This window comes from Xenorhabdus bharatensis (assembly GCF_037996705.1).
In the GTDB taxonomy this organism is placed as follows: Bacteria; Pseudomonadota; Gammaproteobacteria; order Enterobacterales; family Enterobacteriaceae; genus Xenorhabdus; species Xenorhabdus bharatensis.
Window position 1 is genome coordinate 1 of sequence record NZ_JBBMXG010000037.1, and the last position, 13,357, is coordinate 13,357.

The following is a 13,357-nucleotide window of genomic DNA, read 5'->3' on the forward strand; positions in this document are numbered from 1 at the left end:
GTAAAAATGTGGAATTGTGAATTACCACCAGCATACCAAGAAACTTCGTATTGCCACCCACCAACAGGCAAAATTACAGCAGGGGCAAACCAACCTGAAGCATGACCTTTATACCCATCGTAATTGAAGATGCTTGATTTTTCATTCCTATCAGATCAAAATCGCGCCATGAAAATTACCCTGACAGATGCTCAAAAAGAAGCGCTTGAATTGATGCACGATACGACTCGTGATGGGCGCGTCCGTGACCGTATCAAAGCCGTGCTTTTAGCTTCAGAAGGCTGGACTGCTCAAATGATTGCTCAGGCTTTGCGTATTCATGAAAGTACGGTGAGTCGCCATCTGAAGGACTATTTCTCTGAGGAAAAACTCGGCCCTGAAAATGGGGGCTCTGAAAGCCGTCTGTCTGCCGAGCAAACAACAGAGTTAGTCGCGTATCTGACGGCAAATTTGATGCACACGACAGCCCAAATTGTTGCTTGGGTCGGGGCTCGCTGGCAGGTCACTTTCTCTGTGGCCGGGATGACAAAATGGCTCCACCGTCAGGGATTCAACTACAAGAAGCCGGTGGGAACACCTCATAAATGCGATACGAATAAACAGCAACAGTTTATTGAGCGCTACAACGCGCTGAAAGCGGAATGTGGGCAAAATGAGCCGATTTTGTTTATTGATGCGGTGCATCCTACCCAATCTACAAAATTAAGTTACGGCTGGATGAAGCGTGGAAGGAAGCAAGTTAAAGTGGTCGAAACCAACGGTAGCCGTACCCGCCTCAACATTATGGGCGCCCTCAATTTGCAACGGATTGAAGCGCCGGTGATCCGTGACTATCCGACGATTAACGCGAAAAATGTCGTCCTGTTTTTTGGTGCCATCCGGGAAACGTATCCGCTTTCACAAAGAATTCATATTATTCTGGATGGAGCGGGTTACCACCGTGCTGAAATAGTACAATTTTTTGCTGAAGTCCTGAATATCAGGTGGCATTATCTGCCACCTTACAGCCCTAACCTCAACCCGATTGAGCGATTATGGAAGTACGCGAATGAGCAGGTACGAAACAATGTCTATTTCCCGGATGCCAAAACGTTCCGTAAAATCCTTCATCATTTTTTTCATGTCACCTTACCCGAAAAAGGACAGGAATTAGCTATCCGGCTGACCGATAATTTCCAGACTTTAATTCCTGCATCTTCAAGTTAATTGCGTATAGGAAGACAGAGTGTTATAAGAAAAAACTAAGCATATAATATATGCTTAGTGACAAAATATTATTTTTCTTGACATAACACTATGTTTCTAACATATTCATTTGGTGCAAATAAAGATTTTTTATCACACGTAACATAACCAACACTTTTTAATTTATTATCGACATATAAAGAAACGGGAAAACTAAGAATTAAAGCGCCTAAAAAATCCAAACTAAAACACTAACAACAGGGCCTTTATATGGTCTAGGTGTATCTGAAATACACGCTGACATAATAGAAAATAAAAAATGAAAACCTATTGGAAACCCAAATGAAATAAAAAACACTCGCCAAGAAAAATATACTCTTTCATTTAAATTAATTAGTGAAATAAAATCCCGCCATGATAAAAAAACCACCATACATATGGCAATCATAACTAACAGCAATATTATTATATAAAATACTTTACTCCAAAAAGGGAGAATAACTTCTTTTTTTTGATATTGCTTTCTTGATTTATTTGACACATTAAACTCCATTCATTGTAACCACCAAAAATGGTTGGTATTCTACTTAGTTCCAAGGCCAAATAGCTGGAGAACTTAGTGCCATCCTTTGACGATTGATTTCATAATAATCTCCTGGTATTTTTTCATCCGCTTCCCTAATTGATTCAATTACTTTTTCTGATATTCCTAACTCCTTATCAATATAAAATAAAGCAACGGCTATTACAACACCAAGAAAAAACAATCCAGCAGAAACACCAATTATACTGGCACCTGCCGCTAAAAAATAAGTAGATGCAGCTTTACCAATGGCGGCAGTTAATAATGCAGAAATTATTAATTTTGCAGTGTCAACTGTAATATTTCCTATAAAGTCAGCTAAGGAATATTCATCTTTTGTCATAAACTCAACAGCCCGGTAAGCAAGAGAAAAATATACACAAATCTTAGTCCCTGAAACTATGCCGTTGACTACATTTTTTGATCCAATACCTATTTTTAATATCCGGTGATCATTAATGCGATATCTTGATCCTGTAATAATTGACTTAACAGCTCTCTTACCTGTTATTTTTATATAACTAACACCTTTAAGTTTATATTCTTTAGCTTGAACTCTAATGCTTCTAAATTCATTAATTATCTTCGCCAATCCAATAGCATCCACAACATTTCCTGCGAACGAAGATGCTGGGTCAGTACATGCAAATACTTTATCTTTCCATTCTTTATGAGTACCATCTTTGCATACCATTGACTTTAAGAAAGCAACGGACTCTTCTATAGTTAAAAGTGCAATATGTTCTTCATTGTCTGGGTCATTTAATTTTTTTCAAGATCAGCATATTGTTTTCTTCAATACTCTTTCATATGAGTAATAGGCTTTAATGTTCCATTATCAAATACTAATTACCCATCCATCATTGCATCTTCAAATTCACGTCTACTCACTTTACACCCCCATAAAATTATATAGCACAATAAATTATTAAAATTTAGTCTTCTATTTTATCGGACTCAACTATTTTTTCTTTAGATTTCTTTAAATATTGGGAACTGGTTCAAGTAATGCACGAACTTAAAATTCAGTGCAGAAAAGCGGTCAAATCATCATCTAAGACGCAATACTATCGAGTGTATATAGTGGATTTGGGTGGGGTATGACCGTCTAATGTTCGTTTTCCGGACAACACAATCATATTCTGTAGTGATATTTTGAAAGGGATAGTGACGATAAATTCACGGATCTGGAGGGGAGAAATCAGAGTGACGGAATTTTATGGGATTCCGGCTGATAACTCCTAATATATCCGATTAAATGATTTTACTGTTAGATAAGTATTTTAATGATGAGAATGAAAATAACCAAAAAAATAAATAATTTTTGCTTTTAAATAAAGGGGGGCATTTATTTTTCTATCTAATGATATTGTGATTAAGAAAAAGGGGGCGACTAATAAATATATAGAAGCGAAAATAAAAAACATAATTAATGGGCTATTGTTAGTATAATATATTGTTGTTAGATAAAGGACTAGCAATATGGAGTTGGTTACTAGTATTGTTTGCAGATTCCAGTGAAATAAGTCACTAATCCATTGGTTATATTTATCTTCCGATTTTACTTGTTGCTCATACTTCTCATTTGAAAATTTTATTTGTTGCTCATATGACTCGTTTAAATATTTAATTTCCTGCTCATATACCTCGTTTAACAATTTAATCTTTTCCTTATGATGCTTCTCGTTTAACGATTTGATCTTTTTTTCCTGTTTATCTCTTAACGATTTAATTTCTTTCTCATATTTTTTTCTTAACGATTTATTTTCTTTTTCAACCTCATCTTTTAAGGATTTCATGTTTTTTTCATAGGCATTTCTTAAGGATTTATTTTCCTTTTGTGATAGTTTACTTAATAAGTAAATAGTGTTTTTTTCTGTATTCATGGTTTTTATTCTATTTTCATGGGCGTTAATGTTTTTTTATCGCGCATAATTAATTATGCTTATCAAGCTATTTTTATTTGTATTCTTTCAGAAGGTGAATTTTCATTCTCCTCTGAGAACTTAGTGTTTATTTTTTCTATAAACGAATTTTTAAATTCATGTGTTATTTTGTCATCAAAACACTGGAATATTTTTAATTCCAAACTCTCATTTTTATCAAGCGCATTAAATAATAAAGGTGATGAACTATCTACATTTTTTCTAAAATTATCTTTTCTATGTGACTTAAGTCATCAATGCCTTTTGATAATTTCAGATAGTTGAGTTGTATTTTATCTTTGTGAGCATTATCATCTGTACAGTTTTTAGATAGCAATTCTTGAACTGTCCCTGTAATTTCCATGTAAGTGGTATACTGCATAGTATTTCCTCCTTAGTATTAATGACTCCCGAGTTAACCATTTTATTTGAAAATAGGCAATAAAAACCTAATGTAATAATAGGGTTCTGTCGCATTAAGGCAAAGTTAGCTAAGATATCTGCTTTTATTGTATGGTCTCATCATGTCTTTAATTCAAAAAACCTTCAAACGTCTCCATTATCCGACTGATATTATGGCTCAGTGTATTCGCTGGTATTTAGCTTATGCCTTGAGTTTACGCAACCATCGAAGAAATGATGGCTGAACGCGGTATTAACGTTGATCATTCAACGTTACATCGTTGGGTTACTCGATTAGCGCCGCTATTGGATAAGGCCTTTCGTCGGCATAAGCGTCCTGTGGGGCGTCGATGGCGTATGGATGAAACTTACATAAAGGTCAAAGGGCAATGGAAATATTTGTATCGCGCTGTCGATACCGCCGGCCAAACAATTGACTTCCTACTGACCGCTAAACGCGATACGGTAGCTGCATTGCGTTTCTTCCGCAAAACCATACGTCATCAAGGTAAACCCGAGGTTGTGACGATAGAGGGGTTTGAGGGCCAGCTGTACGAAAACATACGATAAGATAAAAATACATGTCTGAAAAATCGATTAGTAGTCAACGCTGTCCATTAAATGCCATTTTTCGATTTAAAAGACACCGTTTTGAATGGTGTTTTTCTAAGTTAATTATATTTTATATATCAGTTGGTTATGTCAATAACGTACGTTTTCGTTCCATTGGCCTTCAGCCCCCTTGCTGACTATTAAATCAGCAACAGCCCGACCAATCCCTTCGTTTGCACCAACTACAAGATATGTTTTAATTGTTTCGTTACACATTGAGATAAGCCAACGTTCTATTCTTAAATAAATAATCCTCAACGAGAACTGTGTATTTTCCTTGCTCAAATCGGTATGAAACATACTCACTACTGTCAAGCTTGAGCTTCTGGAATGCGGCAATAACAAAGGAAGCAGAGAAGCCATGAGTTACTACAGCAATCGACGAATCGCTTTTTTCGTAAACATCTTGGATAAAGCTTTCTACACGGGTAAAAAGTTCGCCCCTTGACTCAGCCCCTTCACATATCCTATGGTTTTCTCGGTCTCCTGTCGGAGATGCTGAAACAATGAGTTTATTGTGTTCATTCTGGTCCATTCCTTCATGTTTCCCAAATGACATTTCACGCAATCGCGAATCAAACACTATAGGTAGCTGTGTTCCTGAAAAAATCTCATTTGATGTCTGCTGGCAACGTTTTAAGTCCGAAGAATAGACTTTTGTGACATCATCGATAGCACCTGAATCCACCAGTTTTTTCTTTACCAGTCGTGCCTGTTCAAGCCCTTTTTCAGTGAGGCTAGAGTCAAACCAGCCTCCAACACGTTTATTCACACCATGGGTAGCTTCACCGTGCGTAATTAAGTATATTTTCTTCATGTTCACCTCAACACATAGTTACATTCGTGGTCACAAAATCATTAATGTAGTTGCTAATGTTAGAAAGCTCAGTCTCGATCAATTTCTTGACAGCATTGTTGTCAACAGGAATAGAATCCATAATTACAAGAACATCATCTAGCTTCTTTAGTGAACTACCTTTATAGATTTGGATATGAACTTGACAAGGTGAGCCAAACTCTTGATAGATCTGGTTCGCCAACTTAGGGATTCGTTTTCCAAGCGGCCCCCTATGACAGTGACCAAAATTAGGGTGTCAGATCAGTCAAATTCTTCCCTGCTCAGATCTGTTTGCTATCCTGTCAAGTGTCCATAGAAGCCCGCCCACAACATGAATAAACATAGGTGTATTCAAACAGAAATGTCAGGGGTATCACTGCCAATACTGATGGCAATTTTTCCATAGTTACCATATTGATCCCAGACCCCTACAATGGGATGTGTTGTTTGTGGAGCCCAATTAATATACTTTCATTCGGAATGGATAATCTAACTGCATAAATGACAATAGCATGCTGATAATCATCAGGTTGTGCTTGAATATAACCATTTCTGTCTGGATCATTATTGTCTGAACCAAGATAAACCTTATATTCCCATGCTGGATAGGAAAAAGTTGAACTATCATACTCTCCATTAGGTGCCCGAAATATTTTAAAGCCAATCTGTTCGTTTTGTTCTGGTTGAACATACCAAGCTACGGCATTTCCTCCAGTCACATTGCGATAACTAAGGATTGCATCAGGATGGCCACAATCCCCATAGGGAAGAGTCGAAGTATTTATGGTTCTGTCGCATTAACAGAGAGATCGCGAGCAAAATCATCTTGAGTGATTCTTATACAGTTAGTTGATAGAAAAAACAGAATAATACAGGAATTTGAACACATTTCGGATAAAGGACATCGTTCTGTATTCGCTCAAAATAGGGAGCTTACCTGATGTTCCGTTAATGCGACAGAACCGGAAAAACGAGTGTAGGTGGGGCATCAGCCCTTTCACCCAAATCAACATCAAAGGGACAAGAACGTTCCACTTGTGCTATATCGGATTTCTTTACTCATTGATATAAATACCACTCGATATAAAAGTTGTTGACAAAGACGATCTTGCATTTTAGATTTATATCAATTGATACATAAGTAAGGTTCATACCTACTGAAAAAAGGCAGACAAATGCCACCATCCACATAGGAGTACCTATGCACCATCAATTGCACATCGAATTCGCCCCAGACGTACCCTATCGTTGGTGTTCTGCCTGTTTGCGCAATCTAGATCAAAGCCTAATTTACCTAGATAACAATGTTGAAGCTGGGTCTAACTTCCAGTCATTCGAAATTCACCACAGCAATGAAACAGTCAACATCTATTTTCGGCTCGGCGAGAAAAGTGACATCTACGACATTTTTGATACCCATCGCCATCTGCGTTGGATTGGACTACATAGCAGGCATACAGAACTCAGCAGAAGTTATTCATTGCCCACTTCACCGGAGATGAAGATTCAGCTGATTACACACTGCTAATGTGTCTTGCCAAATCTGTTGGAGTAAATTCCAGCAGGATTTGTATCTACATCTTCTGTCTTTGAAATCTATCTCCAAAATTATCTTTGATCTTTTAACCATTCAAAGGAATTTTAATATGGGTTCACTTACAGGTAAAGTCGCCCTCATTACTGGCGGTAGCCGCGGTATTGGTGCTGCCATTGCTCGCATGTTGGCGGCAAACGGAGTGGACGTTGCTATCACCTATAATGCTTCCAAGGACAAAGCAGAAGCCATTGCAGCAGAGATTCGTACACTCGGCCGACGTGCCGAAGTCATAGCCGCTGATGCATCCGATGTCACCCAAATGATTGCCGCAGTTGACATCACAGTCTCTAAACTTGGACAACTCAACATCCTGATCAACAATGCCGGAAACTTCCTGACTGGCACCATCTATCAACTCACGCCCGACGATTTCGAACGTACCACGTCCGTTAACTTGCGAGCTGTATTTGTGGCCATCATGCAAGCAGTCAAGTACCTACCTGATGGTGGACGTATCATCTCTCTGGGAAGTTGCCTTGTCCCTCGTGCCGGACGAGCAGGGATAAGCCTGTACGCTACCAGTAAATCAGCCTTAGTCGGTTTAACCAAAAGTGTCGCACATGATCTGGGCAAACGTGGCATCACAGTCAATCTGATCCATCCGGGGCCAATCGACACCGATATGAACCCGGCCGATGGGCCGCGCGCGCCATCAACACTGGCTGAATTAGTTCTACCCACATACGGTCAACCTGAAGATATTGCAGCCACCGTACTACATCTAGTTGGCGACAGCGGGCGTTATATCACTGGTGCAGTGATTGATGTAGATGGTGGGTTCAACGCTTAAATAGGCCTAAACAGAGGAACATTGCAATGAAGAGCTCCGATGCTGGCGCACGACGCTGGCTACTATTACTCACCGTCTGTTTAACCGGCGTCTTGACACCGCTGTGTTTCACTGGCCCAGCAGTCGTATTGCCATCTATTCAACAGGTATTGGGTGGTACACCCAATCAGCTTAATTGGGTGATGAACGGGTATATTTTGACCTACGGTAGCCTAATGATGGCAGGAGGAAGCCTGGCAGACACTTATGGGCGCAAGCGGGTCTGGCTGATCGGGCTAATTATGTTTATCGTAGTCACATTCATCATTCCCTACGCACCTTCTGTGTTATGGATGGATGTATTACGCCTACTTCAAGGCGCAGCAGGAGCAGTAGCGTTCGCCGGGGGTGTTTCAACCCTAGCGCAAGTCTTCCACGGTTCGATCCGAACCCGTGCATTCAGCATCCTTGGTACCTGCTTCGGAGTGGCGCTGGCCTTTGGTCCATTGGCAGCAGGCTGGCTGGTTGATGCTGCTGGCTGGCGCTGGGTGTTTCTGGCAACTGGGATACTCAGTGTTGTTAGCTTGGTTCTGGCGTTCTTTAGCGCTGACGAGTCCCGCGATCCGCAAGCCACCAGTTTGGATTGGCCGGGTGCAATTAGTTTCACTGGCTTCCTGACTCTGCTGACTTATGGGCTGCTACGGCTACCCGAATACGGGTGGAAGGATATTGGCGTCATCTCATCATTGGTCGCAACTGTGGTACTATTTGTCGCCTTCGTTATCATAGAGCGGCGGCAAGCTCGGCCTATGCTCGACCTGTCACTATTCTCTAGCCCACGTTTCGTGGGTGTACAACTATTGGGTGCTTCGCCCGCGTTTTTCTACATCACGCTGATCGTGCTCCTCCCGGCGCGTTTCATCAGTGTTGATGGCTATAGCGCGCTAGAGGCCGGGCAAATCATGATCGCCTTATCTGCTCCTCTCCTAGTTGTACCTTTCTTTGCTGGTTTATTAGCTCGCTGGGTGTCAGCAGGCGTGCTATCGAGCATAGGCCTATTGATTTTGGCTCTGGGTCTCGCTCTGCTGGGGCACAACTTAGCAGGAGGTGCTGCCGATGGCGCACTACACTGGTCAATGCTACTGATTGGGGTAGGAATCGGACTACCATGGGGTCTGATGGACAGCCTAGCAGTCAGCGTAGTGGAAAAAGAACGTGCAGGCATGGCCACTGGTATCTTCAATGCAGTTCGTGTATCAGCTGATGGTGTGGCGCTGGCCGTATTGGGTGTGTTGTTAGTGATGTTGATCCAATCTGGCCTGTCCGATGTCACTTCCAACACTACATTGAGTCAGGTGGCCAGCCGTGTTGCCATTGGCGATCTAGCAGGTGCCAATGCCTTGCTACCTGGATTGGGGGACACGATACTACACAGTTACGACGCAGCGTTTCGCACTGCCCTATACATCCTGTCAGGTGCTTCCGTGCTAACAGCATTGGTGATCTTCACACTGTTGGGTCGAGCACGTACTCATGATGAAAGCATGTCCGTTTCAGCAGACAATGTTTAATATGATTTTCTTCAACTTGGCCTAATTCCTGAAAAGGACATTAACCAAACTGTGTGAAAGAGAAATGCCAATGCGGCACAATATTTTTGCAGCGGGATAGAATGGATAAGAGTGAGTCCACCAGTACAAAAAATGACATCACTTTAACATAATCGGTTGTTTTTTTAATATTTTTTATTGCTGGATTACCATCTCCCAACGCATTATGATCTACAGCATCCCAGTCTGAACCTTAAAGGAGGCTGGCTTGGAGAGGCAGGATTTGCTTCCTGGTTGGCGGTGAATATCACCGTTGAACGGGGGCAATTGATTATCAGGTTCGTTGAGAATGGTTAAAAGGAAGATCCCGGCCATGAGCCGGGATTCAATATTGATTACCACCACTTAAGATAATTATTAAATGCCTCGTATAGTGCGTATTTTGACGGTTCTGTCGCATTAGCGGAACCTCAGGTAAACTCCTCGGTTTTTGAATGAGCCCCAAACGATGACCCTGATCCGAAACGCCTTCAAACGTCTCCATTATCCTGTCGATATCATCACTCAATGTGTCCGTTGGTATCTGGCTTACGCTCTGAGTTTGCGTAACGTAGAGGAAATGATGGCGGAACGGGGGATCACCGTTGATCATTCCACGCTCTCTCGTTGGGATCATCGTCTGGTGCCGCTGTTGGTGAAACGTTATCGGCGCTGGCGAATGGATGAAACCTATATCAACATCAAAGGGCAATGGCGTTACCTCTACCGTGCGGTGGACTCGGACGGGAATACCGTGGATTTTCTGTTAACAGCCCGTCGGGATAAGAAAGCGGCCTGGCGGTTTTTCAAAAAGGCGATGCATCAGCACGGTCAACCCGACGTGGTGACAATGGATAAAAGTGGCGCAAATAAAGCGGCGGTGGACGAATCAAACCGGGGAAAATCCCAAGAGGAAGCCATCTCTATCCGGCAAAATAAGTACCTCAATAACTGCATTGAACAGGATCATCACAACATCAAACGACGAACCGAGCCCATGCTGGGCTTTAAAAATTTCAGGCGGGTCTCAGACCCTGTTAGCGGGTATTGAATTGGTCAGTATGTTACGTAAAGGACAATATTGGCAAGAGTCGGAATGCCCCGATGTCCCCTGCGGCATTTTTCCATCAACTAACCGCATAAAAATCACTCAATCCGATTTCTCGCCGTGACCTCTCTGTTAATGCGACAGAACCTTTTCCGGACAACACAATCATCTTCTGTAGGGATATTTTGAAAGGGATAGTGACGATAAATTCATGGGTCTGGAGGGGAGAAATCAGAGTGACGGAATTTTATGGGGTTCCGGCTGACAACTCCTAATATATCCGATAAAATGACTTTACTGTTAGATAAGTATTTTAATGATGAGAATGAAAATAACTAAAAAAATAAATAATTTTTGCTTTTAAATAGAGAGTGACATTTATTTTCCTATCTAATGATATTGTTATTAAGATAAGTGGGATAACTAATAAATATATAGATGCACAAATAAAAAACATAATTAAAGGGCTATTTTCAGTATAAAATATTGTTATTAGATAAAGGAATGTGGATATGGACATGGATACTAGTATTGTTTGAAAATCCCAGTAAAATAACTCAATAATCCATTCACTATATCTGTCTGTTGATTTAATTTCTTGTTCATATTCATAGTTTAAATATTTAACTTCATGCTCGCACTCATCATGTAAAAATTTAATTTTTTGTTTATATTTTTCTCTTAAATATTTATTTTCTCTTTCATAGGCATCTCTCAAGGATTTATTTTCATTTTGTGATAGTTTACTTAATAAGTCAATGGTGTTTTTTTCTATATTCATCGTTGCTTCTTTTTTTATGGATGTTAATGTTCTTATCACCCATTGTTAATGATAATTATCAGGCTATTATTTCATAGGGTGAGATTTTATTATCCCCTGATAAACGCATGAGTTATGTTGTTATCAACACACTGGACTATTTTAATTTTTAATGCTAAACACTCATTTTTTATCAATAGCATTGAGTAGTAAAAGTGATGAGTTATCTACATTCTTTTCTAAAATTATTTTTTCTATGTGATTTAAGTCATCAATGCCTTTTGATAACTCAAGGAAGTTTATCTGAATTTTATCTTTGTGGGTATCATAATCTGAACAGTTTTTAGATAGTAATCCTTGAACTGTCTCTGTAATTTCCAAGTAAGTAGCATACTGCATAGTATTTTCTCCTTAATGTTAAGGACTCCAAAGTATACCATTTTTTTAAAGTAGGAAATAAAAACATAATAAAATAATAATGTTATTCTGTAAATTTACGTAATGAGTCATTTGATAAAGAGGAATGTAAAGTACGCTAGTCCTTCTGGTCAAATTAAATCAAACCACATTTTCAATATCGTACATATTTTATAATTCGTATCATTTTCAGAAGAAGACTGCACGGAATATCAAAAGTCGGCTGCATTTGATCTATGACTCGGTTTATATGACAAGCCGTGGTGCGTTGTACTGGTAAGAATATTTGCTGCCAACTTGAACTTTACCTTTTTTATCCCACACTTCTTTAATCACTGAGAGATTAATGTCCCGTCGCAAGCGACGGGACATTAAGAGTTTAACGATGCGAAGCGGGTGATTTCATATCGAAATATCCCGCTGCTTTTGGCGGGGATGTTTATTCCATATAAGACGTTATTTTGTTAATCATCAATTGGTGAATTAACTGCCGTTGATTGATATCGTTTTCACAGATATAACTCTCATCAATTTCCTCTTCTTTTAATAATTCAATTGCATTTTTTTTACATATACCGAAAAAACTAAAGTGAGTTGCTTTATCAAGCGAAATATATTCAGTTGTATGAGATGGCATATGTTGTATTAAGTATTGAGATTCAAGCTCTGCTGGTAATCCTTTATTAAAATCACCAGCGGAAACAACCAAAGTGGGTACTTTAATATTGGCAAGACTATTTGGTGTAAATCCTCGAGCTAAGCCGAGATCAAAAATAAAAGCTGCACTAATACGAGAATCTCGCATATCTTTATCGAGCTTAAAATAATCAGAGTCATTATCCAACCCTTCCATTTGTTGCTGATAAGTCTCACAAGACTCTAAAAAAGGATAGGTTTGACAAGATTGTTCAAACTGACTTGCTGAAAATTGGCCACCAATAAGTTCAATTGCAGTCCATCCTCCATATGAATGGCCAACAATACCAATTTTCTGAGGGTTAATCGCTGCTGAAAAAGCTTGGTCCGATAATAAATATGTCAACGTTCGACTAATATCGTTAGGACGTTCTAGCATATCTTGTGCAACTTTGCGGTTCATATTTTGTGTTGTCGTACCAGGGTGGTTAGGCGCTGCAACAATATAGCCATGACGACTTAATGCACTAGCTAACCATGCTTGATTCTTCCAAGAACCACCAAAACCATGTGAAATTAGGATGAGAGGATGATCTTTGCCTATTATCTGGGCGTTTCTAACAGCATTCTCTCCTACGAATACTGGGTTGTCAGCAACTTTTTCGACTGGTAGTTGTTGCTCAGTTGGATACCATATCATAGCCTGCAATGGTCGATTTGGATCTTCAACAATTATTTCTTGAAAACCTGATTGGTATTTTGCTTGCGTTATAGCCACACTGTTTGCAGAAAAAAAAAGAAGAAAAACACAGCTAAAAAATATTAAGTTATTGTTCATTTTAGATTATTTCCGTAATGGCAAGTGTTTTTATTTTATACAGCATACTAGGTAGTGTCGTCATGAATAATTTTGTGCAATAATGATGCCCCATTATTCCATTACAAAAGTCGATTAATCATGAGTACACCCGCACACCGCCGCCACGATATTTCAGA

The 13,357-nt window shown here is 39.7% G+C and carries 15 protein-coding genes and 2 pseudogenes; 6 read left to right on the forward strand and 11 right to left on the reverse strand.

What is annotated here, in order from left to right; all coding sequences use genetic code 11:
* The first annotated feature begins 168 nt into the window (after positions 1 to 168).
* Positions 169 to 1,206 carry an IS630 family transposase gene (locus AAC855_RS20675; RefSeq protein ID WP_340612051.1) on the forward strand — a complete coding sequence of 346 codons (1,038 nt, stop codon included), beginning with the start codon at positions 169 to 171 and terminating at the stop codon, positions 1,204 to 1,206.
* A 68-nt stretch (positions 1,207 to 1,274) separates the two neighbouring features.
* Here the strand turns inward: AAC855_RS20675 and AAC855_RS21720 are convergent, their stop codons facing one another.
* The 5 genes from AAC855_RS21720 to AAC855_RS20695 form a co-directional block, all read right to left on the reverse strand.
* Positions 1,275 to 1,427: a DUF1240 domain-containing protein gene (locus AAC855_RS21720; protein ID WP_422824416.1), complete on the reverse strand. Its 153-nt coding sequence runs from the start codon at positions 1,425 to 1,427 to the stop codon at positions 1,275 to 1,277.
* Positions 1,415 to 1,726, reverse strand: a complete 312-nt coding sequence (locus AAC855_RS20680; protein WP_340612036.1) for a hypothetical protein — start codon at positions 1,724 to 1,726, stop codon at positions 1,415 to 1,417. Before AAC855_RS20680 ends, AAC855_RS21720 begins: the two co-directional genes overlap by 13 nt.
* 46 nt (positions 1,727 to 1,772) lie before the next feature.
* Positions 1,773 to 2,375 (reverse strand): hypothetical protein, encoded by a 603-nt coding sequence (locus AAC855_RS20685; protein WP_340612037.1) that lies wholly within the window; start codon positions 2,373 to 2,375, stop codon positions 1,773 to 1,775.
* Positions 2,376 to 3,051: 676 nt separating this feature from the next.
* Positions 3,052 to 3,654, reverse strand: a complete 603-nt coding sequence (locus tag AAC855_RS20690; protein WP_340612038.1) for a hypothetical protein — start codon at positions 3,652 to 3,654, stop codon at positions 3,052 to 3,054.
* Positions 3,655 to 3,904: 250 nt separating this feature from the next.
* Complete coding sequence (locus AAC855_RS20695) at positions 3,905 to 4,075, reverse strand: hypothetical protein (protein WP_340612039.1); 171 nt, start codon at positions 4,073 to 4,075, stop codon at positions 3,905 to 3,907.
* A 142-nt stretch (positions 4,076 to 4,217) separates the two neighbouring features.
* Between AAC855_RS20695 and AAC855_RS20700 the strand changes: the two are divergent.
* Positions 4,218 to 4,629 (forward strand): annotated as a pseudogene (locus AAC855_RS20700) (IS6 family transposase); the annotation flags it as partial.
* 168 nt (positions 4,630 to 4,797) lie between these two features.
* Here the strand turns inward: AAC855_RS20700 and AAC855_RS20705 are convergent.
* The 3 genes from AAC855_RS20705 to AAC855_RS20715 all read right to left on the reverse strand — a co-directional run bounded on the left by AAC855_RS20705 (position 4,798) and on the right by AAC855_RS20715 (position 6,264).
* Positions 4,798 to 4,923 (reverse strand): hypothetical protein, encoded by a 126-nt coding sequence (locus AAC855_RS20705; RefSeq protein ID WP_340612041.1) that lies wholly within the window; start codon positions 4,921 to 4,923, stop codon positions 4,798 to 4,800.
* Complete coding sequence (locus AAC855_RS20710) at positions 4,916 to 5,524, reverse strand: histidine phosphatase family protein (RefSeq protein WP_340612042.1); 609 nt, start codon at positions 5,522 to 5,524, stop codon at positions 4,916 to 4,918. The genes AAC855_RS20705 and AAC855_RS20710 overlap by 8 nt, the downstream gene beginning before the upstream one ends.
* A 449-nt stretch (positions 5,525 to 5,973) precedes the next feature.
* Positions 5,974 to 6,264, reverse strand: a complete 291-nt coding sequence (locus AAC855_RS20715; RefSeq protein ID WP_340612043.1) for a hypothetical protein — start codon at positions 6,262 to 6,264, stop codon at positions 5,974 to 5,976.
* Positions 6,265 to 7,191: 927 nt separating this feature from the next.
* Between AAC855_RS20715 and AAC855_RS20720 the strand changes: the two genes are divergently transcribed.
* The 4 genes and pseudogenes from AAC855_RS20720 to AAC855_RS20735 all read left to right on the forward strand — a co-directional run bounded on the left by AAC855_RS20720 (position 7,192) and on the right by AAC855_RS20735 (position 10,643).
* On the forward strand, positions 7,192 to 7,932 hold the full coding sequence (locus tag AAC855_RS20720) for an SDR family NAD(P)-dependent oxidoreductase (RefSeq protein ID WP_340612044.1): 741 nt from the start codon (positions 7,192 to 7,194) through the stop codon (positions 7,930 to 7,932).
* A 26-nt stretch (positions 7,933 to 7,958) separates the two neighbouring features.
* Entirely contained in the window at positions 7,959 to 9,482 is a 1,524-nt protein-coding gene (locus tag AAC855_RS20725) for an MFS transporter (RefSeq protein ID WP_340612045.1), read from the forward strand.
* A 177-nt stretch (positions 9,483 to 9,659) separates the two neighbouring features.
* The gene (locus AAC855_RS20730; protein WP_340612046.1) at positions 9,660 to 9,818 is read left to right on the forward strand and encodes a SymE family type I addiction module toxin; all 159 of its coding nucleotides are present in this window, start codon (positions 9,660 to 9,662) and stop codon (positions 9,816 to 9,818) included.
* A 151-nt stretch (positions 9,819 to 9,969) separates the two neighbouring features.
* A pseudogene (locus tag AAC855_RS20735) lies at positions 9,970 to 10,643 on the forward strand (IS6 family transposase).
* 218 nt (positions 10,644 to 10,861) lie between these two features.
* On the opposite strand, the gene AAC855_RS20740 reads toward AAC855_RS20735, so the two are convergent.
* From AAC855_RS20740 to AAC855_RS20750, 3 genes are all read right to left on the reverse strand, one after another.
* A complete protein-coding gene (locus tag AAC855_RS20740) occupies positions 10,862 to 11,329 on the reverse strand; it encodes a hypothetical protein (protein ID WP_340612048.1) in 468 nt (155 codons plus the stop codon).
* 162 nt (positions 11,330 to 11,491) lie between these two features.
* Positions 11,492 to 11,707, reverse strand: coding sequence for an Hcp family type VI secretion system effector (locus AAC855_RS20745; protein WP_340612049.1), 216 nt, complete (start codon positions 11,705 to 11,707; stop codon positions 11,492 to 11,494).
* Positions 11,708 to 12,164: 457 nt separating this feature from the next.
* Entirely contained in the window at positions 12,165 to 13,199 is a 1,035-nt protein-coding gene (locus AAC855_RS20750) for an alpha/beta hydrolase family protein (protein WP_340612050.1), read from the reverse strand.
* Positions 13,200 to 13,357 lie beyond the last annotated feature (158 nt).